This window comes from Paenibacillus pasadenensis (assembly GCF_023715725.1).
In the GTDB taxonomy this organism is placed as follows: Bacteria; Bacillota; Bacilli; order Paenibacillales; family Paenibacillaceae; genus Paenibacillus_O; species Paenibacillus_O pasadenensis_A.
The window spans coordinates 25,470-49,238 of the sequence record NZ_JAMBOT010000014.1 but is presented as its reverse complement, the minus strand read 5'-3'; the positions used below and the strand labels follow the sequence as shown (position 1 = coordinate 49,238).

Annotated in this window: 24 protein-coding genes and 1 pseudogene; 10 read left to right on the top strand and 15 right to left on the bottom strand. The window is 52.3% G+C overall.

Annotated elements, in window-relative coordinates; translation table 11 throughout:
* Positions 1-516 precede the first annotated feature (516 nt).
* Positions 517-969: a GNAT family N-acetyltransferase gene (locus tag M3223_RS21160; RefSeq protein ID WP_251565331.1), complete on the top strand. Its 453-nt coding sequence runs from the start codon at positions 517-519 to the stop codon at positions 967-969.
* A 29-nt stretch (positions 970-998) separates the two neighbouring features.
* Here M3223_RS21160 and M3223_RS21155 read toward each other — a convergent pair whose 3' ends face one another.
* The 5 genes from M3223_RS21155 to M3223_RS21135 all read right to left on the bottom strand — a co-directional run bounded on the left by M3223_RS21155 (position 999) and on the right by M3223_RS21135 (position 4,216).
* Positions 999-1,376, bottom strand: coding sequence for a hypothetical protein (locus tag M3223_RS21155; RefSeq protein ID WP_251565329.1), 378 nt, complete (start codon positions 1,374-1,376; stop codon positions 999-1,001).
* 190 nt (positions 1,377-1,566) lie between these two features.
* Positions 1,567-1,926 (bottom strand): 50S ribosomal protein L20, encoded by a 360-nt coding sequence (gene rplT, locus M3223_RS21150; RefSeq protein WP_251565327.1) that lies wholly within the window; start codon positions 1,924-1,926, stop codon positions 1,567-1,569.
* 49 nt (positions 1,927-1,975) lie between these two features.
* Positions 1,976-2,176 (bottom strand): 50S ribosomal protein L35, encoded by a 201-nt coding sequence (gene rpmI / locus M3223_RS21145; protein WP_251565325.1) that lies wholly within the window; start codon positions 2,174-2,176, stop codon positions 1,976-1,978.
* A 28-nt stretch (positions 2,177-2,204) separates the two neighbouring features.
* Positions 2,205-2,720 (bottom strand): translation initiation factor IF-3, encoded by a 516-nt coding sequence (infC, locus tag M3223_RS21140; RefSeq protein ID WP_251565404.1) that lies wholly within the window; start codon positions 2,718-2,720, stop codon positions 2,205-2,207.
* Positions 2,721-2,989: 269 nt separating this feature from the next.
* Entirely contained in the window at positions 2,990-4,216 is a 1,227-nt protein-coding gene (locus M3223_RS21135; RefSeq protein ID WP_285891396.1) for a glycosyltransferase family 2 protein, read from the bottom strand.
* 539 nt (positions 4,217-4,755) lie between these two features.
* Between M3223_RS21135 and M3223_RS21130 the strand changes: the two genes are divergently transcribed.
* Positions 4,756-5,322 (top strand): phosphatase PAP2 family protein, encoded by a 567-nt coding sequence (locus M3223_RS21130; protein ID WP_251565323.1) that lies wholly within the window; start codon positions 4,756-4,758, stop codon positions 5,320-5,322.
* A 64-nt stretch (positions 5,323-5,386) separates the two neighbouring features.
* On the opposite strand, the gene trmB is transcribed toward M3223_RS21130, so the two are convergent.
* Positions 5,387-6,160, bottom strand: coding sequence for a tRNA (guanosine(46)-N7)-methyltransferase TrmB (trmB, locus tag M3223_RS21125; RefSeq protein ID WP_251565322.1), 774 nt, complete (start codon positions 6,158-6,160; stop codon positions 5,387-5,389).
* Positions 6,161-6,328: 168 nt separating this feature from the next.
* The gene (locus M3223_RS21120; RefSeq protein ID WP_251565320.1) at positions 6,329-6,523 is read right to left on the bottom strand and encodes a hypothetical protein; all 195 of its coding nucleotides are present in this window, start codon (positions 6,521-6,523) and stop codon (positions 6,329-6,331) included.
* A 348-nt stretch (positions 6,524-6,871) separates the two neighbouring features.
* Between M3223_RS21120 and M3223_RS21115 the strand changes: the two are divergent.
* The 4 genes and pseudogenes from M3223_RS21115 to M3223_RS21100 all read left to right on the top strand — a co-directional run.
* Positions 6,872-7,825 (top strand): annotated as a pseudogene (locus M3223_RS21115) (TIGR01212 family radical SAM protein); the annotation flags it as partial.
* A 146-nt stretch (positions 7,826-7,971) separates the two neighbouring features.
* On the top strand, positions 7,972-8,559 hold the full coding sequence (locus tag M3223_RS21110; RefSeq protein WP_251565316.1) for a class I SAM-dependent methyltransferase: 588 nt from the start codon (positions 7,972-7,974) through the stop codon (positions 8,557-8,559).
* Positions 8,560-8,586: 27 nt separating this feature from the next.
* The gene (locus M3223_RS21105; RefSeq protein ID WP_251565315.1) at positions 8,587-8,988 is read left to right on the top strand and encodes a VOC family protein; all 402 of its coding nucleotides are present in this window, start codon (positions 8,587-8,589) and stop codon (positions 8,986-8,988) included.
* Positions 8,989-9,054: 66 nt separating this feature from the next.
* Positions 9,055-10,029 (top strand): type I phosphomannose isomerase catalytic subunit, encoded by a 975-nt coding sequence (locus M3223_RS21100; protein ID WP_251565313.1) that lies wholly within the window; start codon positions 9,055-9,057, stop codon positions 10,027-10,029.
* Between the two features lie 520 nt (positions 10,030-10,549).
* Here M3223_RS21100 and M3223_RS21095 read toward each other — a convergent pair.
* Together M3223_RS21095 and M3223_RS21090 are read right to left on the bottom strand one after the other, a co-directional pair.
* Positions 10,550-12,340, bottom strand: a complete 1,791-nt coding sequence (locus tag M3223_RS21095; protein ID WP_251565311.1) for a B12-binding domain-containing radical SAM protein — start codon at positions 12,338-12,340, stop codon at positions 10,550-10,552.
* A 162-nt stretch (positions 12,341-12,502) separates the two neighbouring features.
* On the bottom strand, positions 12,503-14,062 hold the full coding sequence (locus tag M3223_RS21090; protein WP_251565309.1) for a stalk domain-containing protein: 1,560 nt from the start codon (positions 14,060-14,062) through the stop codon (positions 12,503-12,505).
* 161 nt (positions 14,063-14,223) lie between these two features.
* On the opposite strand from M3223_RS21090, the gene M3223_RS21085 reads away from it, so the two are divergent.
* Positions 14,224-14,694 carry a cupin domain-containing protein gene (locus M3223_RS21085; RefSeq protein ID WP_251565307.1) on the top strand — a complete coding sequence of 157 codons (471 nt, stop codon included), beginning with the start codon at positions 14,224-14,226 and terminating at the stop codon, positions 14,692-14,694.
* Positions 14,695-14,792: 98 nt separating this feature from the next.
* On the opposite strand, the gene M3223_RS21080 is transcribed toward M3223_RS21085, so the two are convergent.
* Positions 14,793-15,902, bottom strand: a complete 1,110-nt coding sequence (locus M3223_RS21080; protein ID WP_251565304.1) for a M24 family metallopeptidase — start codon at positions 15,900-15,902, stop codon at positions 14,793-14,795.
* Positions 15,903-16,070: 168 nt separating this feature from the next.
* Entirely contained in the window at positions 16,071-16,361 is a 291-nt protein-coding gene (locus tag M3223_RS21075; protein WP_251565302.1) for a hypothetical protein, read from the bottom strand.
* Between the two features lie 82 nt (positions 16,362-16,443).
* Between M3223_RS21075 and map the strand changes: the two genes are divergently transcribed.
* A complete protein-coding gene (gene map, locus M3223_RS21070; protein WP_251565300.1) occupies positions 16,444-17,193 on the top strand; it encodes a type I methionyl aminopeptidase in 750 nt (249 codons plus the stop codon).
* A gap of 374 nt (positions 17,194-17,567) precedes the next feature.
* Entirely contained in the window at positions 17,568-18,119 is a 552-nt protein-coding gene (locus M3223_RS21065) for a DUF6143 family protein (RefSeq protein WP_251565298.1), read from the top strand.
* Between the two features lie 518 nt (positions 18,120-18,637).
* Here the strand turns inward: M3223_RS21065 and M3223_RS21060 are convergent.
* Positions 18,638-18,964: a hypothetical protein gene (locus tag M3223_RS21060; protein ID WP_251565296.1), complete on the bottom strand. Its 327-nt coding sequence runs from the start codon at positions 18,962-18,964 to the stop codon at positions 18,638-18,640.
* Between the two features lie 131 nt (positions 18,965-19,095).
* Positions 19,096-20,553 (bottom strand): S41 family peptidase, encoded by a 1,458-nt coding sequence (locus M3223_RS21055; RefSeq protein ID WP_251565294.1) that lies wholly within the window; start codon positions 20,551-20,553, stop codon positions 19,096-19,098.
* Between the two features lie 118 nt (positions 20,554-20,671).
* Here M3223_RS21055 and M3223_RS21050 point away from each other — a divergent pair, with 118 nt between their 5' ends.
* On the top strand, positions 20,672-21,481 hold the full coding sequence (locus tag M3223_RS21050) for a Cof-type HAD-IIB family hydrolase (protein ID WP_251565292.1): 810 nt from the start codon (positions 20,672-20,674) through the stop codon (positions 21,479-21,481).
* A 100-nt stretch (positions 21,482-21,581) separates the two neighbouring features.
* On the opposite strand, the gene M3223_RS21045 is transcribed toward M3223_RS21050, so the two are convergent.
* Both M3223_RS21045 and M3223_RS21040 read right to left on the bottom strand, forming a co-directional pair.
* The gene (locus M3223_RS21045) at positions 21,582-22,433 is read right to left on the bottom strand and encodes a metallophosphoesterase (RefSeq protein WP_251565290.1); all 852 of its coding nucleotides are present in this window, start codon (positions 22,431-22,433) and stop codon (positions 21,582-21,584) included.
* A complete protein-coding gene (locus M3223_RS21040; protein ID WP_251565402.1) occupies positions 22,433-23,584 on the bottom strand; it encodes a glycoside hydrolase family 5 protein in 1,152 nt (383 codons plus the stop codon). The genes M3223_RS21045 and M3223_RS21040 overlap by 1 nt, the downstream gene beginning before the upstream one ends.
* Positions 23,585-23,769 lie beyond the last annotated feature (185 nt).

Genomic DNA, 23,769 nt, shown 5'->3' with positions numbered 1-23,769 from the left:
AAACAAAAAAACCTTCCGCCCTCTATGCCGTAGCATAGGGACGAAAGGTTTATCTTCCGTGGTACCACCCAGGTTTGCGCCGCATCTCGCAATGCGAAGCCTCATGAAGTAAGACACAAATAAAGCGTCTTACATCGGCAGGTTAACGCATGCCATGCGATTCCCCCTAATAGGATGCAAAGGGCATCTTTTCAGGAAAACAGCTCCGAGGTGAGCTCGTTGGAAAGGGGTGCTGGCGGCGGTTGCAGCTAATCCGTCGCTCTCTGTACAGTAGAGCCCTTAACACTTCGTCCTCATCATAGCCGTTCGGGTATAAGCTTAGACCTTATTATATGTTTGAGCTTACCATCCGTCAATACTTAGATTGAGCCGGGAATGCAAAAGTTATGTATTCCCCTGAATTTTTATCCTTTCGCAACCGCAAATCCGCTGCATACACTATAGCGCAAGCACCCGGCAATCGGCGCGTAGCGAGGAGTTTGAGGCCTGCCGCCGCTGCCCTTAAGGCGGGATAAAATGAACTCAATCTATTATCGCTCGCTGGATAACAGCGATCTTCCGGAGCTGGTAAAACTCATTCAAAACGAGCTGATTCCGATGTCATATACGGTCAATCCAGATGACGCATCCGTCATTGCAGGCTTGCCTGACCGGCTTCGCAGCGGAGAAACGATCGTTGCAGCTCTCTCCAAACGCGGCAAAACATTAGGGTTTGTCCATTTTAGCCTCATGCAAGGAATTCTGCATATCGATATGCTTGTCATTCAGCCGCAGTCACGCAAACATGGCATCGGCAAAGAGTTAATGAAACTGGCTGAGCAGCGCGGCCGAATCGCAGGTTCCGTCATGTCTGTTCTTTATGTGGACGATGTCAACGAGAGAGCACGCCGATTCTATATCCGTGAAGGATATGAATCGGTGCGCCATTTTCCCGAATTAAAAGTTACGATGTGGACGAAGCCGCTCTGAAGAGCAGACAACAGCCCCGTCCGTCCGTATTAGTAGAAGCCCTTGCCTCCTCCGCCGTACGGAGAGCAGCATCCCGGACCAGGTCCATAAGGACCGTAGCCGCCGGGGCCGTAAGGACCCGGTCCATAAGGGCCCGGACCGTACGGGCCGTAGGGGCCAGGACCATAGGGGCCGCCGCATGGGCCGCATCCGGTTGCCGAAAGGCCGATTGCAAGAACTGAAAACAAAGCCAAAGGCAGAATAAATGCGCGAACCCGCGCTTTACCCGGTTCATCCTTTACCCTTACAAAAAGAGTATCCTTAGTGAATCTTTCCAGCTTGCCGCTGATCGTAGATCCATCCCTCAAATTGACCTGAACTTGCTGGCCGACAAACGACTGAACGTGCTGTCTGGTTATTGTAGACAACTTGTGTTCCTCCTTTCCCTTTCTTCTCAACATATTCAGTCTCTCATCGAGCGGCATGTACGGATGTCCTGCGTCGGACAAAACGGGCCCCGGACGGATTTAGGAAATCAGGTTCCGCCTTCATTTAGGACGACAGAATCCGGCTAAAAACAAAAAAAGGAAGCCTGCATATGCAGGCTTCCTCGTATAACTAAGCGTTCAGCTTTTGCTTGGCAACGTTAGCCAGGCTGTTGAACGAGCTGATGTCGTTCACGGCCAGGTCGGCAAGAACCTTACGGTTCACTTCGACGCCGGCTTGTTTCAGGCCGAACATGAATTTGCTGTAGGACAGGCCGTTTTGACGAGCTGCCGCGTTGATCCGAACGATCCACAGCTTGCGGAAATCACGCTTCCGTTGACGACGGTCACGGTAAGCGTAAAGCAGGGATTTGTTAACCTGCTCCTTTGCTGTTTTAAATAGGCGGTGTTTGGAACCGAAGTAACCTTTTGCGAGTTTAAGAATCCGTTTGCGGCGACGGGCGCGAACGAATCCGCCTTTTACTCTTGCCATGATAATACCCTCCTGTAGGTTCTATTAAAAATTCGATAGAAATAAAATGCTATTTCAATTGCGCAAGGCCTTGAGCCAAACGGCGAATGTCGCCTGCAGCCATGTTCGGCTGAGTAGCCAGAACACGCTTCGTGCGGCCGGATTTATGGGAAAGCAGGTGGTTGCGGTACGCTTTGTAACGCTTAACCTTGCCAGTTCCCGTAATTTTGAAGCGGTCTTTCAAACTGCTGTGCGTCTTCATCTTAGGCATGTCTTTATCCTCCTTGAATAATGAATGATCAGTTGTTGTTCTTCGGTGCCAAAATCATGATCATGCTGCGTCCTTCCAGTTTCGGCACACGCTCGACGTTACAAATATCGTTAACTTCCGTAAGCAGGCGCTCCAGAATGCGCTGGCCGACTGCAGCATGCGCGATTTCGCGGCCGCGGTAACGGACCGAGGCTTTCACCTTGTCGCCTTCGCCCAGGAACTTGATGACGTTGCGGAGCTTCGTCTGATAGTCATGCTCGTCGATGTTGGAGCGGAACCACACTTCCTTCAGATCAACCGTCTTCTGGTTTTTGCGGGCTTCCTTATCCTTCTTCTGCTGCTCATAGCGGAACTTGCCGTAGTCCATAATCCGGCAAACCGGCGGTTTCGCTTGAGGAGCAATGTTGACCAGATCCATATTGGCGTCAATGGCCATCTGCAGAGCTTCGCGAATCGGCTTGATTCCAAGCTGCTCGCTTTCGGGTCCGACCAGGCGTACTTCTCTCGCCCGGATGTCGTCGTTAATTTGATGATCTCGGCTAATAACCGTCCACCTCCGAATGGAATTGATTGCTTCATTTGCATTATAAACAAACAAAAGCGGGTCCTGCAGCAGGACCCGCGTGATACGCCGTATGTGCCGATGCTATTCCTCTTAGAAGGAAGACCGGTAAACGCGCGATCGCAGACCAGCCGACAAAATCGGGCAGGTGAGAAGCGGGTGCTTCTGCTTGTGCGAATAGCTATTCAAAGCCATTAGTTAAACAACCTAAAGCAATATACCATGATTAGGTTACTGATGTCAACCTGTCTTCAAGAAGCCTGTTTGCCTTGAACTTCTTCCAACCGAATGACGCGAGTATGCTGAGTATGGCTCCACTGCTTGTTGTTTTGCGTGAAAAAGGCGTAGAACGTAATCGGCAGCCAGCTCAGCTGGAACACGATCATAGAAAGCAGATGTGTGTACATTTTGCGCGACTTGACTCCCTCAAGCACCATGACAATCGGAAACATGATTGCCGCAGCGGCAAGAGCAACGGCCGGCAGCCAAATCGGCAAATACGTGTAGATCGACTTAAACAGATTATCAGCCGGCAAAATGGAATCCGCCCAGATAATAACGGTTCCTACAAATCCAAGGAATGTTGTATACACAGAGAACGAGTACAGCGCCGCATCAAACTTGACGAAGTTCCGCTCCTTGATACTTGCCCAAAGAAGAGGCAGGAAATAGTGTCTCGCTACGGTAAAGTGACCCTGCATCCAGCGAAGCCGTTGGCGTGCAGAAGCTTTAAACGTCACCGGCTTCTCATCGTATACCTTGGCTTCAAAATTGAGCACCGGGTGAATGCCCCGTTGAACGCAACGCATGGAAAACTCAAGATCCTCAACAAGACTGGTCGCTCCCCAGCCCATCTCCTTCATAAGCTTGCTTTCAAAGCACATGCCCGTGCCGCCAAGAAAGTTCGCCATGCCGAGATTTCTGCGGGACAGCTGCCACAGCCGGTTACAGTACCAGTAAGTGATGCCATAAGAAGCGGTAACCCAAGAATCATCCGGGTTCTTCGTATCCAGGTAGCCTTGTATGACCTGATGTCCGTTGCACAGGTCGTTGTTCATGTGAATCAGAAAATCCGTATTCACCAAATTGTCGGCGTCAAACATGACGATCGCATCGTATTGCTTCGGCATTGCCCACAATTCTTTGAGCATCCATTCAATCGCAAAACCTTTGCCCTTGAGCTGGTTGTTGAAACGTTCGCAGGCATGTACTCCCATACTGCGGGCGATATCGGCCGTATTGTCCGTACAGTTGTCGCAAATAACAAATACATCGTACAGCTCTTTGGGATAATCAAGATTTTTAAGATTTTCAATCAATGCACCCACGACTTTCTCCTCGTTGTGAGCAGCCACCAAAATGGCGAATGATTTTTGCGGCTGATGCTGAATGATCTTTTTCTTCCTGTAAATCCCAAACAGCGCCAAAACAAACTGATAAATCCCTATAAACGCCAGAAAAATCTGAAGTGCAACCATAATCGAATTAGCTATCACTTGTCTTGCCCCCTTGAGACCCCGATTTTAATATATTCTCTCTTTTAGTGAAGCGGGTTTGTTCTCTCTCTGTATTTTGCTGTGTGGGTCGTTGCCAAACAACCATTCTGATTTTCCACAGTTCCGTTGGCTTTGTCAAAATCAGAAAAGCGGTTCATTTGCCTAATAGCAACTGGAAAAACGCTTGCATCACCCATTAACGACTAGGATACCCTCATTTACTGCCGCTAACCGCATCTTCCATTCATTTGCTGGCATTTTGATGCTTTCGTCCTTATCAACGAGCAACGAACGCGAAAAGTTCCCCTAATCCGACACGCCGCTTGTGTCTATTCGGTGAACGAAAAGCTCATTCTCCCCCGCAACTACATCCTTCCTACCATCATTACCATCGTAAAGCACCGGTAAAACGCCCCTAAACATAATTCTCCGATAACAATTCCAACCTAAAATGGGTTATGATGTTCAGACTCCGCTCTCAAGGTTATGATAGGTGTACGAGCACGAGGGAGGAATTGCAGATGAGCGCATTAATCGGCTGGCTTCGAACGAAGGAGCGGAGGCTGTTATTGTGGCTGAACCGCGGGCCGGTCAACTTGCGGCTTCACGCGTTCATTCGCCGGTGGCTGGCGACGATCACGCATATGGGAGGGGCGACCTTCACGCTGAGCACCTCCATTTTGCTGGCCCTTTTTGCCGAAGGCGCATGGCAGACAGCAGGGTGGCAAAGCCTGGCTGCTGTAGTGATCAGCCACATCCCGGTTGCGATCGTCAAACGCACGCTGAAGCGCTTGCGGCCTTATCAGGCGCTGGAAGGAGTGCGGACAGGAAAAAGCCTGCTCAAGGACTCCTCATTTCCTTCCGGTCACACCACGGCGATTTTTGCCTGGATCGTGCCGCTTGTGCATGCAGCCTCAACCGAGCTGCCGGTTTTTTTTCCGCTATTTCTGGCGGCTGCTGTCATCATTGCCGGTTCGGTCGGATGGTCCCGGATGTTTCTGGGCCTTCATTACCCCTCCGATGTCGGCGCGGGAGCTCTGCTGGGGTCGCTGACCGCCGCAGCATCCATTTTTTTAATCGGAAATTAAAACGCGGACAGCCCGCCGGCCCAATACGGGTCTGCGGGCTGTCTGTCTATACAGGGCTTGAGCCTTATCCTTGCGAAGTATGCTGCTTGGCCTTCTCCATATCCTCGCGCTCTTTGGCGGCTTCGCGGGAGCGGCGGTCCGCTTTTTCCTTGCGGTAGGCCGCCAGAGCGGCTTCGCCCACGACTACCTCGCAGCGATGAATCGGAAGCCCCTGCTTGATGAACTTGCTCTCATATTCCGTCAGGACCAGATCGTCGCGCACTTCATCCCGGTGGAGATCCAGCGATATATTCTTCATCTGCAGCTCCACCTCGGCATAGCTGTTGAGCGAGAACTCAAACAGCGTCCGAGAGTCGGTTTTTTGATGAATTTCGCCGTTTTCGTTCAGAATAACCGCATACTGCTCCAAAAAACGGGGATGCGACAACCGGCGGCGCGCATGTTTCGACTTCGGCCACGGATCGCTGAAATTCAGGTAAATGCGCTCCAGCTCTCCGGGAGCGAACATGTCTGCGATTCCTTCAATATTAGCGCGCAGCAAGGCGAGATTGGGCGGATAACCTTCCAGCCCGAGCTCCTCGCGGGCGAGCAGAGCTTTCTCGCTGGCGCGGCGGATGAGCTCGTCGTACATATCAACGCCGATAAAATTAACATCAGGATTAAGTACGCTATGCTGGCTGATAAATCTGCCCTTGCCCATGCCCAGTTCTACGTGAATCGGCTTGTCGTTCCCAAAAAATTCCTTCCACTTGCCTTTATATTCCGCGGCGTCAAGTACAACTAGCTGCGGCAACGCCTCCAGCTCCTCGCGGATTCCTTTTCTACCTCGTAAACGCATCTTCGTGCTATCCTCCAGTTAATCGCATCCGTGCGAAACATAATCTTAATCTATCGTTCCGTCCTATTGTGCCCAAGTTAAGCGTGCTTGTAAAGAAAAAAGCGGCCCCTGCGGGCGCTCTGCCCATCGGATCCGCTTGCAACACCTTATATTCCAACCTGTTGGCTGCTAGTTAAGCATTTGATATGGAATTGGCTTCTCCAGATCGTACGTTTCGGAGAGCACGTGATTGAGCTTCTTGCGCGCTTCAATCTCAAGGCGGTGATTGCCGTGGAAGCGAATGCCTGCCAGAGCCATCAATTCCTTAACCGTAAGCTCAACCGTTACCTTATTATCGCCTTGTGGAATTTTCACCGTGTTCATATTCATCACCTCGTGGAATTTTTTACAGCTTTCCCGAAAATACAGGCGCTTATGAAAACCAGGGTTACGGCGGCATTGGAGTGATGAAAAACCCTTGATTTAACTGACTTTCTACACTTTTAATTTAACACATCATGTAAGGTATTGCAAGCCTAAATTAAACGCTTTCAAGCCCTATTTTAACCAGCTTGTCCTATTGTTAAACATTAGCCTTCCTGCTCTTTCCAGAACGGTTTGCGGCCTTGGAACGATGGCATTCCCGGGCAATTTCTTATAAGATGTAGAAAGACTGCGCCTGGGCGTTTGCCTAACTCCCGATTCCGGCGCTCTCGCAAGGAAGGAGCCTCAATGGAAACACCTCGAATCACCTCCGCAGACGCCCCTCTATTATGGGGAGACAAGCGGTTTCATACATGGAATTACGAGATGAGAGATCATTTCGGCGGCAAAGTATTCAAGGTCATGCTTGATGCGGGCTTCACCTGTCCCAACCGCGACGGCGCCGTCGCAACCGGCGGCTGCACGTTTTGCAGCGCGCGGGGCTCGGGCGATTTTGCAGGCAGCCGCCGGGAAGATTTGATCCAGCAGTTTAATACGATTCGCGACCGCCAGCATCAAAAATGGCCGGACGCCCGTTACATCGGTTATTTCCAGGCCTATACGAATACGTATGCCCCTGTCGAGGAGCTGCGCCTCTATTATGAAGCGATTCTTGCGCAGCCCGGCGTCGTGGGTCTGTCTATTGCGACCCGTCCCGATTGTCTCCCTGACGATGTCGTGGATTATTTGGCGGAGCTTAACGAACGCACGTATCTGTGGATTGAAATGGGTCTGCAGACCATCCATGAGTCAACCTCGGATCTGATCAACCGCGCGCATGATACCGCCTGTTATCTCGACGCCGTTAGCCGCCTGCGGGCGCGGGGCATCCGCGTCTGCGCGCATATCATTTACGGCCTCCCGCAGGAAACGCATGAGATGATGCTGGATACCGGCCGCGCTGTTGCTGCAATGGATGTTCAAGGCATCAAAATCCATCTGCTTCATTTAATGCGCAAAACGCCGATGGTCAAGCAGTATGAGGACGGCTTGCTGCGCTTCCTCGAAATGGACGAGTACGTTAATCTAGTCGTAGATACGCTGGAGTTTTTGCCTCCGGAGATGATTGTTCATCGCCTGACCGGCGACGCGCCGCGCGATCTGCTCATCGGGCCGACCTGGAGCCTTCGCAAATGGGAGGTTTTGAACGCTTTCGACGATGAGCTGAAACGGCGCGGCACCTGGCAGGGCCGGCTGTGGCAGCCCGCGGCGCCAGGACTTCTGCCGGAGCCCGTCTCGGCCCCGGCCCTTACCAAGCCTGGCAAAAAGCTGTCCGCTGCCAAATACGCGGCGCTTATGAAGGCTGCCGCCGCCGAAACGACGGGCTGCTCACCGGAGGCGACGAGCTGATGGGTCTGCTGTCGGTCATCGGCATGGCACACGGCTGGGTCCGCCAGCGCGTACAGCCCGGCGACGCCGTCGTGGACGCCACGCTTGGCACGGGCGTGGACGCCCGTTTTCTCGCTGAGCTTGTAGGCCCCCGCGGCTCGCTGATCGGCTTTGACATCCAGCAGGAAGCTATTCTGCGAACCCGCCAGCGGCTGGAGCCGCTAACGGCAGAGGGAAAGCTTCCGGAACGGACAAGCCTGCTGCTCCGCTCGCACAGCGAGCTGGCGGATGCGGTGCCTCAGGAGCTGCATGGCCGTTTGGCAGCGGTAATGTTCAATCTCGGTTACCTGCCGGGAGCCGATCCTTCGGTCATCACCCTTCCGGCTACAACGCTTCCCGCTATGCAGGCGGCGCTGCAGCTGCTGCGGCCTGGCGGCATTTTGGCCTGCGTCCTCTATCCGGGCCATATCGGCGGCGAAGAGGAAGCCGATGAGGTGCTTCGCTGGGCTTCCTCATTGCCACAGGAGCAGGCTCAGGCCGCCGTTTATCGGATGGCCCAGAAGCCCTCAGCTCCCTACGCGCTCGGCATAGAGGCTCGCAAAGGATAGCGCAATTAATTTAAGGAGGAATGAATGATGGCTATCCGCAAGTTTGAGCATGTTGGCGTTATGGTTGCTAGTTTGGAAGCTTCGATTGAATACTACAAACATGTGCTGGGCTTGGAGCATACGTACACTCTTCTCCACACAAACGGCGTAGTCCGTATGGCGTTTCTGCGGTTCCCCGGCTCACCAGAGACGGAGGTGGAGCTGATTGAAGGGTATAATTCCGAGCTTCCGGCCGAGGGCAAAACGCATCATATGGCTTTTACCGTCGACGATATTGAGGAAGAATTCGCGCGAATTAAACGTATGGGCGTACCGCTGCGCGATGCTGAGATTACGACGCTGCCAAACGGCGCCCGTTATTTCTACTTTTACGGCCCGGACGGCGAGCTGTTGGAGCTGTTCCAGCCGGGGCAAGCTCCGCAGCTGTAAGCTGTCCGAATCCGCACTGCACCGATTGCATCATTCTAATACTAGATAACAGGAGTGGAACAAACGATGACTGTCAAACCTTACCCGCTTAAGTTTAAACCTGAAATGAAAGAACGCGTCTGGGGCGGACGCGCGCTGGAGCAATTCGGCCTGGAGCTTCCGGAAGGCCATATCGGCGAAGGCTGGATGATTGGCGATCACCCTAACGGCACCACCAAGGTAACAGGCGGCGCGCTGGACGGCCTCGGCCTGGACGAAATCCGCGAGCAATTCGGCCGCGAATGGTTTGGCGGCAAAGGCTTCTCCGAGAAAAACGGGCGCTTCCCGCTGCTCATCAAGCTGCTCGACTGCAACGACGATCTTTCGGTTCAGGTTCATCCGACGGATGACTACGACCGTCTGCCTGCCGGTGAGCTTGGCAAAACGGAAATGTGGTACATTCTCGACGCCAAGCCAGGCGCCAAAATCATTTACGGCCTCAAGGACGGGATCGACCGCGCCGCATTGCAGCAAGCCATTGACGAGGACCGCGTCATGGAGGCGCTGCAGGAAGTGCCGGTTAAAGCCGGCGATGCGTTCTACATTCCAGCCGGAACGGTGCACGCGCTTTGCGCTGGCGTAGTCGTTGCCGAAATTCAGCAAAACTCTGATACGACGTACCGTCTGTACGACTACAAGCGCCCTGGCCTGGACGGCCAGCTGCGCGAGCTGCATGTAGAAGACTCCCTGAACGTCATTGCTTATGAAGGCGCAGGCGCAACACGCATGACAACGGAAGGCGTAGAGGCTGGCAGCTGGCTGACAATCGCGAGCTCCCCTTACTTCCTGGTCGACAAGGGCATCGTGCGCGGCGCGCTTGAGCTGAGCACTACGGCCGACAGCTTTGTTATCCTCGTTATTGCCGAGGGCAGCGGCTCGATTGCCTGGGGCGAGGGCGAAGCTCAGGATGTTAAAGCCGGTGAATGTTTCCTGCTTCCGGCAACGCTTGGCTCCTACACGCTCGACGGCGACATGACGGTTATCCGCAGCCTCGTGCCTTAAGGGGCAAGTAATTCCGGGCTGCGGCCCCGTAAGGACGTCAAACGACCTTACGGTGCATGATCTACCGGTAAACTGCTCCCGTAAGGTCGTCAAACGACCTTACGGCGCATGATCTACCGGTAAACTGCTCCCGTAAGGGCTTCAAACGACCTTACGAAGCATGATCTACCGGTAAACTGCTCCCGTAAGGTCGTCAAACGACCTTACGGTGCATGATCTACCGGTAAACTGCTCCCGTAAGGGCTTCAAACGACCTTACGAAGCATGATCTACCGGTAAACTGCACCAGTAAGGTCGTCAAACGACCTTACGGCGCATGATCTACCAGTAAAACTCACTCAATTGTGTATTCAAATTGAAAAGAGGCTGTCCCTAGTCACATGGCGTGACTCATGGGATAGCCTCTTTTTAATGGGAGGATTGTTTCAAGGAGTTCTCCACCTATGAACAAAATTAAGTCGAATCCTCCTCTACTCATCAAGAAATCCCCGGCGTCCGTTAGCCGGGGATTTCCACTTCGTCAGCCCTTAACCGCGGCCCCTTGAGCAAGGCGCAGACTGTACGCGGTTCCGCCGCGTTTGCCGTCAACGCCGTAAAGCACTACGAGCAGCGTTTCCGCTTCGCGGTTAACGTCGCCCTCCGTCAAGAACAGCTCCAAGTCAAACGGCAGCCGCTCCAGAACGGCATGTTTCTGCAGCTCCTTCTCGCCGAGTCCAAGCTCGGAGAAGCCTCCGCTCACAGCTTCCGGCTCCTCGGCAAGCCGTTTCATCCAGCCGGACAGCTCCTGTTTGTCCATGCCGAACTCCCACCATACTTTGCGCGGCTTGTGGTTATGGTTCAGGAAATAGTCCAGCTTCATCAGACCTTGAATCGTGTCGAGCTCTATGCCTTGCGGCGCTTCGTCGGAAGTAAGGAATGACCATAGCCGCGAGAACAGATCCTCCAGCTGATGGCCGATGCGTTCCCAGCCTTGGCGCTCCCAAAAATCGCCGAACCGCTGGAAGAAATCAAAGGCGGATCCAAATACACGGTCAATCAGGAACAGCAGCGTATGATCCATCCGATGCGCGTTCCAGTATTTTTCCAGAACATCCTCAACCCGTTTGATACGAATGAGGTCGGAAAACGGCATCAGATCGTTGCCAAGAATCTCATACGGCGCCTGATCGGCATACACATATCCGTATTTATCGGCATCCCGCCTGAGTCCGGTACCGCGCAGCATTTTCAGAAAACCGAGCTGCAGCTCCTCGGGACGCAGCGCAAAAACGTCATTAAACGTTTTGCGGAACGTATCGTAATCCTCATGCGGAAGCCCCGCAATCAAATCCAGATGCTGAGCGATTTTTCCGGAATCCTTCACGCTGGTAACCGTACGGACCAGCTTGTTCCAGTTCTGGCGGCGCTCCACCGCCTCGTTGGTCACATCGTTGGTGGATTGTACGCCGATCTCGAAGCGGAAAACATCCGGCGGAGCATGCTCCGCCAAGTAATCCAGCACCTCCGGCCGCATAATATCCGCCGTAATTTCGAACTGGAACACGCAGCCGCCGTGATTCTCAATGAGGAATTTGAACATCTCCAGCGCATAATCGCGCTTGATGTTAAACGTGCGGTCGACGAACTTAATCGTTTTGGCGCCGGCCTCGATCAAATAAAGCAAATCCGCCTTTGTGCGCTCGATATCGAAATAACGGACACCAACCTCGATGCTGGACAGACAGAAGGAGCAGCTGAACGGACAGCCCCGGCTCGTTTCAAAATACACCACACGTTTGCCCAGCGATTCCCGGTCCTCCGGAAAACGATGAGGGCTTGGCAGCTCGGCCAAATTCACCTTCGGGCGCGGCGGATTGACGATAACCTCGGACTGGCCGTCTTTCTCCTTCCGGTAGGCGGCTCCGAACACCCGATGAAACTTGCCCTCGCCCTGAATTTCGTGCAGCAGATGGTTGAAAGCTTCCTCGCCCTCGCCGTGGATTATAAAATCCACCTCCGGCAGCTTTTCCAGCCACTCGCCGGTATCGTAGCTGACTTCGGGGCCGCCCATGACGATGCGAACCTCCGGGGCGATTTTCCGCAAGATGCGGATCACTTTAACGGTCTCTTCAATATTCCAGATATACACGGAGAACCCGATTACCTTCGCTCCTCTGTCGTAAAGATCGGAGACGATATTCATGACGGGGTCCTTGATCGTATACTCGGCAATCTCAATTGGAAAATCCTTCTCGCTGAACGCCTTCAGGCATCTAAGGGCGAGAGAGGTGTGAATGTATTTGGCATTTAGCGTCGCTAATACGACTTTCATTGGCATTTCCCTCTTTGCTGAAATTCAAATTTACTTACAGGCCGCGCTACTCCGAGCAGGGCCAAGTCAGGTCAATAATACCCCAATCGGACGGGAAAAGAAATAGCCGCCAGGGGTTCGCCCCGGCGGCTAGAGATTTGAAACGTATAAGTGCAGGAATCGTTAAGATGGAATTTTAATCAATACTTCGTCTTTAAACTGGACATCCAAGATGGAATAACGAACCTGCCATTTGCCGTCCGGAAGAGCCGTGACCACACCGGGAGCATATCCGCGCGGTTCAAAGTCAACCTTTTTGTCATAATACAAATTCAGCTGGATTTTCTCCTTCGGAAGCAGCCTGTGCAGGTCATAGTACGTGTTGAACGCCCAGAGGCGCAGGTTCTTTTCCATTTTAGAGCCATACACATCGTAAAAACCGGTATGCACATTCGCCGTCAGCTGCAGCCAGCCCGCTTCATCGCGGCTAACCTTCCAGTCGCTCAGCTCCAGCATGCCGTCGCTTGCCGGGACGCCGTTGAACTCTTTTTTCAGCAGCTTTACGATCTCCTCGTTAGACGCGCCTTCCAGCGTATCCGGCAGAGAGGACTTCAGGAAGCTGATTTGCTCGGATTCCAGATCCGTTTCCCATAACAACGACATCGCATCCTCGGAAGAAACGGCAAAATTAATGTTGGCCGCCGTATCTTCGTAGCCCGAGGTTGTCAGGCCGATCAGCTCTCCGAACTGATTGAACAGACCGCCGCCGGAGCTGCCGTGGTCAATCGGGTTGCTAATTTGGTAGTAAAAGCTTCCGTTGTCGTAGCCAAAATTGCTTATTACGCCTTCGGTTACCGTATTCTGCACACCTAGCGGGCTGCCGATGGCAACTACGGAATCTCCTTTTTCCATATCGTCCAGCTTGCCGAAGTCGACTGCCGGAACATCAAGATCCTCTTCCGTTACAATGATAGCCAAATCGTTTTTTTCGTCGTATGAAGCGACTCCCCGGATGGTGAGCTCGCGGCCGTCATTCATGATGACCTTGCCGGATTTTGCTTCCTGCATGACATGGTGGTTCGTCAGCACGGCATGGCTGTCAACCACAACGCCGCTGCCTTGACCGAAGTCCGTCTGGATCAAAACGACGCTGTCATCGTTTTTTGCAACGATTTCAGCCGTTGTCAGGCGGTTCGCCTGGCGTTCCTTCTCGGCCCTGATCCTTGCTTCTTCCATCTGGGACTCGGCGGATTGGATGCGCACCGCTCGCGAAGCCCCATCCCATTTGACAATCGCACCGAACGATTCCGAAACGAAGCGGATCGGTACGTAGGTCACTCCGTTTTTCAGTGCTGCGGGCACGTCCAGCTTGACGTTTTTGCCGTTAACGACTGCATGCGAGGCTCCGACCTGAAGCGTCATCGTCAAATAGTTGTGGCTGGTTGCTATGATTGTTTTGGTGTTAGGTTCCCAGGTGACCGAGGCGCCTAACGAATTGAATATGTCTTTCATCGGAACAAGTATGTAGCCCTTGCTTTGAATCGGCTGCGACTTCAGCGGAAGCTTTTTGCCGTCCAGCGTTACAGAGATGGCTCCGGTTTTGACTTGGGCCGCGGCCGCCGTTTTCACCTGAGGCTTCGCCGGAGCTGCTGCAGCCGGTCCGGCTAAAATCGCTCCTGCAAGGAGCGGGACAGCCATAATCGCGCCAATCCGGCTCGTCAAACTTGCTTGAATCTTTTTCACTGGCATATTTCCCTCTTTTCGAATAACAACAAGATTCTAAACTTCCAGTATCTTACCATTTGCTATCCGCGGTTGTCCACGAAAAGCATTTACGGGGTTTGGAAACTCGAAAAGCTCATGCTATAGTTGTACCAGTCTATAAAAAAGAGGAGAATTGTTCCATGACTCAATCATCTGCTTCTCTCTCCCCATTCGTTGAGCTGCTCGGCATGGATCGGCATATCGAAGGCGGCTGGTTCAAGGAAATGTGGAAGGCATCCTATGAAATTCCGCATGAGGTGCTTGGAGCTCCTTATTCCGGAGCGCGGGCAGCCGCCAGCTCGGTCTATTTCCTGCTTCATCCCGGCGAAGAATCCGCCTGGCATAAGGTGCTGTCGGACGAGCTGTGGCTGTTCCATTCGGGCGGTCCGCTTGAGCTGACCATTGGCGGACTTGGCGACAAACCGGAAGCGGAGCAAAAACATGTGCTTGGGCTCGATATCGCCGCCGGCCAGTCTCCGCAGGTGCTAGTGCCTGCAGGCGCTTGGCAAACCGCGCGCCCTCTTGGCGATGAACCTGTATTTGTAACCTGCATCGTTGCTCCCGCTTTCCATTACGATGACTTTACACTTGTGGTGAAGGCGGACAGCTAGAGCAGCCCGTTTTTTTAAAGGCTGAAGCAAAAAAAGACGCCATGGCTGGCGTCTTTTTTCATAGATGCACAGGCTCGTTCATCGCGCACGCTTGCATCCTACAAACGCGTCAGCTCTCGAGAGTACGAAGTCAGCACCTGCGCCTCGCCGTCGCTTCCAATGTACACATCATCCTCAATCCGCACTCCGCCAAGGTCGGGAATGTACACTCCAGGCTCAACAGTAAACAGCAGCCCGTTCTGCATCAATGTTTCGTTCTCGCCGTGAACGGAAGGCTGCTCATGAACCTCCAATCCCATGCCGTGTCCGGTCCGATGGTTAAAATACAGTCCGAAGCCTAACTCCTCAATCGCCGAACGGGCGGCCAAATCCACTTCCTTGAGCGGGCGGCCCGCTTTAACAGCGGCAACTCCGGCGCGGTTCGCTTTTAGTACGGATTCATAAATGCGATGTTGAGATTCCGTTCCTTCGCCAATTAAAAACGTCCGCGTAATATCCGAGCAGTATCCGTCCTTGAACACACCCATGTCAATGAGCAAAAAATCGTTCTCTTGCAGCTTATAGCTGCTGGACCGTCCATGCGGAAGCGCGCTGCGAACGCCGCCGAGAACGATTGTCTCAAACGCCGGTTTATCGCCGCCGAGCACTCTCATCCGGTATTCAATTTCAGCGTTCAAATCCAGCTCGGTTACACCTGGTTTCACCTTTGCGATAGCCTCCGCAAGCACCTGCTCCGCCAGACTGACCGCAGCCTTTACGCGTAGAATTTCATCGGAGCTTTTCACCAGCCTCAAGCCCATAATGAGCGGTCCCGCGTCTGTGAACTGCGCCGCAGGATAAACACTTGCAAGCTGCACGTAATGTGCATGGCTGATATGGGAGCTCTCAATGCCGACGAGCTGACAAGCGGCGTCGCCGCAGGTCTGCTCCAATATGGCATACGGACGATCGGTGTCGCGAATCGGGAGAAGCTTCTCCACATATGCCGCACCGCGCGCGCTCTCCTCGTCCAATGCCGGAACAAACAGCACATAGCCGTCTCGCTGCGGCTCAACTACAAGCGCCATAAAACGCTCATGGGGTTCGCTGTAAAATCCGGTCAGGTAAAAGATCGTTGCCGGCGATGTCAAAATTACTTTGCCGTAACCCGCAGCTTTTACCGCTTCCTTCACTTTTAACCAGCGTTGCTTAAAGGGTAATTGTTCCATGCGTAGTACCTCCCCGCAGCTCTATAGCCGCGAATACTGTCCACTAATTGTAACAAGATCGCCCCTTATTTACGAGTAGAAGCATCCGGCACAGGGTAAGGTAGTCCAAGAGGTGAGCAAACGATGAATGAAGCTGTTAAAAATACCTTTCTGTTTCTGGGCGGTTTTCTAAATGTAGCCGTTATTGCAACCATCGTCATCGTTGTCCTCCTCGTCATATGGGGACGCCGCCGGGGAGACCGCAATCGTGAAAGCTTTCTGAGCGATGATGACAACCGCAAACAAAGCGCTCCGTCCTTGAAGGATGAAAGCCGGGACGGAAAAGCCCGATAGCTCCACTCGTGAAAGCCGGTCTATAGCCGGCTTTTTGTCTGCGCCGTTTTTCTCGCTGCGCTCCATTTCGAGCGAACCAGCGCTTGGCTTTGCAAAGACGATTACGCCTTGAGCTGCTTTAGCCATCTCCAGTTGACCTGACTGCTTGCCCAGGAGTAACGTAGAAGGCAGAGCTTTCGAAGCAAGGAACAGAAAGAGAGGAATCAATATGTCAATTAAACTGTATACGCCGGAGCAGATTGAACAAATGAAGCGGGCCGGGGGGATTGTTGCGGAATGCCATCGCCGGATAGCCGCCATGCTCCGCCCAGGCGTGACGACGATGGATATTGAGCGCATGGTCGAGGACTACATTCGCAGCCAGGACGCCATTCCCTATACGATCGGCTACAAAGGCTATAAATACGCCACCTGCGCCTCGGTCAACGATGTGATTGCGCACGGTTTCCCGAACGATACCCCGCTTGCGGACGGAGATCTGGCTACAATCGACATCGTCGTCAAAGCCGACGGCTGGGTCAGCGATTCGGCATGGACCTATGCAGTCGGGAACATTTCCGAAGAGTCGCGCAAGCTAATGCAAGTGACAAAGGAATGCCTGGATATCGCCATTGCCCTGGCCGTTCCCGGCAACCGCATCGGTGACGTCATGCATGCTCTGCAAAAACATGCCGAAAGCAACGGCTTTTCGGTCGTGCGGGATCTGCTTGGACACGGCGTAGGCTCCGAGGTGCATGAGGAACCAAACTACTCCCATGTCGGCAAACCCGGCAAAGGCTTCCGTCTCAAGGAAGGCATGGTGATGACGATCGAGCCGATGATTAACGAGGGTACGCTCGAAATGTTCATTGACAATGACGGCTGGACCTGCCGCACGCTGGACGGCAAACGCTCCGCTCAATATGAGCATACGCTGGTGATTCGCGAGGGCGGCGCACTCATTTTGACGCAGCAGTAACTAGGCTTGTAAACATTTGACAAAGAGCTAAGCAAGTGGATACTTGAAGGTAATTAAGGCTTTCCGTTGTAAAAGAAAAACACTAAGTGGATGCTTAGTGTTTTTTTATTTCCTCCAAAAACTATTCCAGTCACCAAAAGTTAAGTACAGAACCAATAAATCCGATTAGTAATATTGGATTAACAATCATGGAGCATGTTATTAACATATTAACTTGCTTGATCGCGCGGGAACTAGGCCGTCATCCTTCGACTATTGCGGGTAGCCCGCACGAAAATAGTCTGATAGGCGGTCTATTTTTCTATCATTCTTGCACCTTTAGAGATTCATTTTCATATCATTTAAGTAAAAAGTATGTACTGGAGTGATAAAGAATGAAACTTAAAAAGAGTAGTCTGAAAAATTCCGTTCGACTCCCTAAAGTCGTAAGCATTCCCAACGAGCTTTACCAATCTCTTCAAGGAAGATACTTTATAGGGCAAACGGAAACGCTGACAGCCGGCCAAGGCGCAAATGCGTGGGGTGGCCTAATTAATCCTGCTAACTCTGGGGTGAATTTATTCTTAGCCACATTTACGGTAAACAATTTGTCCAACAAAACCTTCCCTGCAAAATTTTATGTTAATACTACCCCCCCTGGAGTTGCGAGCACTTCAACACTCGTAAGCCCTGCCAATACGACTCGTCCCACTAAACCTAAAGTCAAGCTGAAATTTGTAAGATCAACGAGAGGGGTTCCGAGCGGAGGAACTAACATTTTTACTCGAGAAGTTCCGCCTTCCCCAATTCTCGTCGACGAGCAAGGAAAGATTATTATTCCGCCTGGCGGCAGTTTTGTTGTATTTTTACCTGCTTCCTCCAGCACAATCAAGGCTAGAATTGTTTTGGGCTGGTATGAACAACCGGTAAATAAAAATTTGAATTAATGTAGGACGTGTCTTAAAACTCATTATTGAGTCAATTTGAACATGGAAGAAATGTATACAAACGCCAGAAATGACTTGCCCAACTTGTCGTAACGAGTTGCGTGTCCTTCAGCGTTTTTTTAGCCCCAGCACTGTGTTGATGGGCTTGAACGGATGTAGAAACATCGTGTGATTAATTAATTTTGACAGACGTCCTGTTTGATAGGGCGAGAACATGTCCTTAAATTGTTCCCACTGTCCATTACTTATTTCGTACCGTCTTTGAATCATGCTCGCTTCTCCATTCGTATTTCTAAAATCATACCACTTTATTCTTTGCATGGTCCCCGTCTGCTGCTCGATTTATTAAGTAATCCAGCTATTATAAAACCATATCTACAAAGCTGTGATTACCATCAGTTTTTGACTAGATTAATTGAATCATATGCCAGATTATAGTTGCTTGATGAAGCATTTTTCCCAGTAGCCGTAGGGCTTCTACCTTGAGCTGTTCACTTAGGCTTGCGCTTCCACTGGTATTAATTTGAATCATCACATTTACTAAAAATAGATTCAAAATCGAATTGCTCTATTAAATGTTCAACCACTTCTTCAATGCGGTTACGACTGCATTCATCCACTAATACCATGTCACTGCTCCAAAAATACTTTCCTTGTAAACACTCTGCAGTTCCTTGATTCTTTTCTGCAAGAGTGAGAATGTTCTTGTATGTATAAAATGAAGCAATCCACCTAGAACCGTCTTCAAATGTAACGATTGCATCCGTGTTACCATCCTGTATGTTCCATTCTCCTTCAGCCCAATGTTCAGCTTCAATCCAAATGGAAAACGGCATGCTCGGCATAAAAATTCTCCTTTGCACCTCTGATAATCCGAATCCTTCACCTTTAACAAAAAACCGTAACAGCAGGTTTTCCCCGCTGTTACGGTTTCTCATTTCACAAAATAGATGGTCTGAACAAGCTTACGCTCAGCCTACTTCCCCGCCTCGCCCAGCTTCGCAATCGCAGCCTTCAGCTGCGGATCGTCCTTCTGCAGCAAATCCCGCAGCTGCTCCATCAGCGCATAGGAGGTGCGGTCGCCGACGACGCCGTTCTCCTCCAGACCGCTGCGCTTCTGGAATAAGCGCACCGCTTCCTCCGTCTGCTCGCCGAACACGCCCGGCACCGGGGCCGCCTCGTAGCCGAGCGCCGCCAGCATCGATTGAAGCGTTTTGACAAAGTCGCCGTAATCGCCCTGTTTGAGCTCTTCCCCGGAAGGCAGCATCGGCAGAGATGCGTATGCAGGAAGATCCACCTTCTGATCCGGCTCCACGCCTTTTTTGTGAATCGACTTGCCGGACGGCGTTTTCCACTCCGCTTCCGTCAGCTTGAGCACCGACTTGTCGTTAAACTGCCCAAAGCTCTGCACAATACCTTTGCCAAACGTGGTCGTTCCGAGAACGGTCGCCCCGCCAGACTCCTTGAGCGCAGCCGCAAGCACCTCTCCCGCGCTGGCCGTCTGCCCGTTGACAAGAACGGCAATCGGCAGCTCAAACTTTTCCTTCTGCTTGGAATAATACTTCTGGACCTTCTTCTCGTCCTTGTAATCAACCTCAAGAATAAGCTTGCCTTTAGGGATGAGGAAGCTGGCAATATCGATCGTCGGAATGAGCAGTCCGCCCGGATTGGAGCGCAGATCGATGACGAGCTTTTTCATGCCTTTGCCCTGCAGCTCCTTGAGCGATTTCTCGAATTCCTTCGCCGTTGATTCCGCAAACCGCGATATCGTAATTTGTCCAATTCCATCCTGAAGCATCTTATGCGAAACGGTTGTGACCGGAATCGGAGCTCTCGTCAGCTCCATCGTCATTTCGGGACCGCCGCCTCTGGCAAGCGTCACCTTCACCTTGGTGCCCTTTTCGCCGCGCAGCAGCGCAACGAGCTTGTCCATCGTGGTTCCTTGAACAGCCGTGCCATCCACCTTCACGATCTCATCCCCGGCGAGCACGCCGCCCTTCTCCGCCGGAGTGTCCTTAATGACGGTATCAATGAGGAAACGCCCTTCCTCCTGCCGTACCTGTACGCCGATGCCGACGAATTCCGGCTGATAGCTCTGAACAAAGTCCTGCCCCTCATCACCCGGCAAATAAACCGAATAAGGGTCGTCCAAGGACGCCAACATCCCTTTGGTTGCTCCATTCAGCAGCTTGTCCGGCTCGGTATCGTACAGATACTCCGCCCGGATTTCTTTATAAGCGGCATTAAAGTTGGCAAATACTTTTTCCTTCAATACCGGAAATTGAACCGTCATGGAAATTCTGCCCGCAGCAAACCCGATGATTAGCGCCGCTGCCACTCCAACTACAATCCAAGTTTTCATCCGCTGCCCTGCAGCCGTGCCGCGCTCCCACATGTTCGATCTCTCCACTCTGCCCGCAGGCCTTACTATCATACCTACTTTATCCTATTTGAAGTCCGCATTCAATTTTACGCCAGGCTTGTCCCGCCCGTGCGTGTCCGGTACAATGAACCTGGCTAACGACAAATAGAGAAAAGAGTGGAGAGTAATCATGTATAAGCTAATTGCCATCGACGTAGACGATACGCTGCTTAACGACGAGCTGGAAGTGACACCACATACACGCGCCGCGCTGAAAAGCGCTTTGGAGCATGGCGTGACGGTAACGCTGGCGACGGGCCGCATGTTCGCCTCCGCGCGGCAGGTTGCCGAAGGGCTGCAGCTCAACGTCCCGATCATTACGTATCAGGGCTCCCTGGTCAAAACGCTGCTGGACGGCAAGGTGCTGTACGAGCGCACCGTTCCCAGCGATGCTGCAGCCGAGCTTAATCAATACTGCCTGGACAACGGCCTGCATCTGCAGCTGTATGTCGACGACAAGCTGTACGTTCGTGAAGACAACGATAAAGTGCGCGACTATGCACGCAACTCCAAAATCCCGTTTATCGTTGCGCCGGACTTCGACTCGCTGCTGAGTCAGCCGCTGCTTAAAATGCTCATTATCGACGAACCTGAGCGTCTCGATGCATTGATTCCCGAGCTTCAGCCGCTAATCGGCGACCGGGTGCATATGACCAAGTCTAAAGCCCATTACCTTGAGTTCATGCACAAGGAAGGCACAAAAGGCCACGCCCTCCGTTTCATTGCGGAGCATATCGGCTGCACAATGGAAGAAACAATCGCCATGGGCGACGGCTGGAACGACCGCGAAATGCTGATGGCGGCAGGACTTGGCGTAGCGATGGGCAATGCCCAAGCCCCGCTCAAGGAAATTGCGGATTATATTACGCTCTCCAACAACGAAGACGGCGTAGCGCATGTTGTGGAAAAATTTATTTTAACGGAACAAACCGTCCAGTAAGTTTGCCTGCCTAATCAAGGAGACGGCATTCGCATGCACAATAAAACGCGAGCACAGGATTTTCTCCTGCGTCTCGCGCTTTTTTTGCCCAAATATCCTCCTACATACCCGCCAACCGAATCAGCGTCAGCTCCGGCCTGGAAAACAAGCGTAAGGGCATCCGTGTCGTTCCGATCCCCCGGTTGACATAAAGGGTCATAGGACGGTATTGTCCCGGAAGGCTGTACGGGCCTGCCACATAAGTTTCACCTAGCGATGTTGTCACCAGAGGCGCCATGAACGGGATGCGAATCTGACCCCCGTGGCTGTGTCCGGATAGCTGAAGATCGATCGGATATTCGCTGAAACGGTCTGCCGGATCAGGCTCGTGAAGCAGCAGGAGATTAAAATCGTCCGGCCGAAGCTGCATCAATGTCGACTCCGGTTTTGGTTCGCCAAGCAAATAATCATCCAATCCGGCCAAAACCAGCCTATCGCCGTCAGCGGTGACGATGGGATAAATCTCATTAACGAGTACTTTAAAACCCGCTGCCTCCAAGTAGCGCTCATATCTCCCGCTTCCGCCGCCGCCCCGGTCATGGTTTCCGTATACGGCAAACTTGCCGAGCGGTGCATTAATACCAGCCAGCGCCCGCTGGGCTTGCTTGCGATTATCCAAGCCGTACCGGGTATAATGATCGATCAAATCACCGGTAAATACGACTAGATCGGGCTGAAGGGAATTAATTCGTTTAGCCAGATTGCCAAGCTGTTGCGCCGTAAAGGATTCTCCTAGCTGCGTATCCGAAAATTGTACGATCCGAATTCCGTCCAGAGAATCGCTCACTTGTTTGCTGGTGATCTCGATGTTCGTCACGGACAACGACCTGGGCTCGATTCGGGCCGCATAAAACCAGGTTCCCATCAGGAGAAGCAAAAGCAGCGCAAGGACAGCAGCCATTTTCCGAACCATTATTTGGTTAAATCATCTGCGATGGCGTTCCAGATCGGGTTGTCCGCGTCCTTCGGATTGCGCTCCGGCAGCTCGCCCTTTTCAATCGCTTCCCAGTACTTCCAGTTCGGTTTTTTGGTTCCCATCTCATAATCCATGCCATCCCAAGTATCCTCGCGGAATGCATAAAATGACCAGTGCCAGCCCTTTTCGTTAAAAATAGAGATCAGATCGGCCATGTATTGATCCGCGCCTTTCACCATGCGGTTAATGCCAAATTCGGAAGCAATGATGCGGTTTGCCGGAATGCTGTTATCCTTGGCCCACTGCTCAACCGGCTCCAAAAACTTCTCCAGCGCCTCACGGTCAAAGTTCATTTCCTTCGCTTCGCCGCCAACCTTGACCTTACCAGGGTAAGAGTAGGTGAATCCTTTATTCTGGTTTTGGCTCGTCATTTCGTACGGCTCATACATGTGGAATGCATAAAGCACGTTAGGATCGTCGATCGGCTTTAAATATTTAAATGCCCATGGAGTGGCGTAAAGCCCGGAATCCAGCATGATCGGCGTGTCCTTGTCCACCGTGCGCACCGCTTTGACAATTTCGCTGTACAGCAAATTCAGATCCGATGCCGTATTTTTCTGCTTGGCGTACCAGGCCTCGTAATCCTCCACCCAAAAATCCTCGAAGCCGGTCGCCGTTTCCGGATGCGGCTCATTGATGAGATTGTAGCCGATGACCGCAGGGTGATCCTTTAAGCGCTCCGCAAGATCCTTCCAAAACTGCGCCGCCTGTTTGTGGTACTCAAGGCTTTGCCACATCCGGTCGTCGTTTTTGCGGCCGTTGAACTGCCTCCACTGGTTGCCGGGCAGACTAAGCACCGTTAGTACCACCTTTGTCCCGTTCGCTTCCGCAGCATCGAGATCCGCCTTCAGCCGCTGAAAATCCTCCTCTACCAGCCCTTCGTATTTATCCGAGCTGCCAATCAGAAAATCGACATCCGGCGTTTTGTCCGGTTTGTCCTCAAATAGAAACTCCCTGTCCTTGCTCCATTTGTCCGGAGCGAGCCGGATGAATTCGATTCCCTGCTTGCTGGCCTCAGCATAGTTGCCGGGCAGTGATGTAGAATTCATAAAGTTAGCGCCTTTGCGCTGCTCATTCCAAAACGCCATCTTTTCCGAAGCCGAATCAGCTGGCTCTTTATTGGCGACTTGCTCCGTTGGAGCCGTCGTTCCGGGCGGATTCGCTCCGCTGCCGGAATTGTTTGCAGTCCCTCCGTTATTAACGCCGCAGCCCGAAGCTGCAGCCAGAACGGACAGAGCCAGCAGACTCGTTTTGGCTAAGCTCCATCTGATTT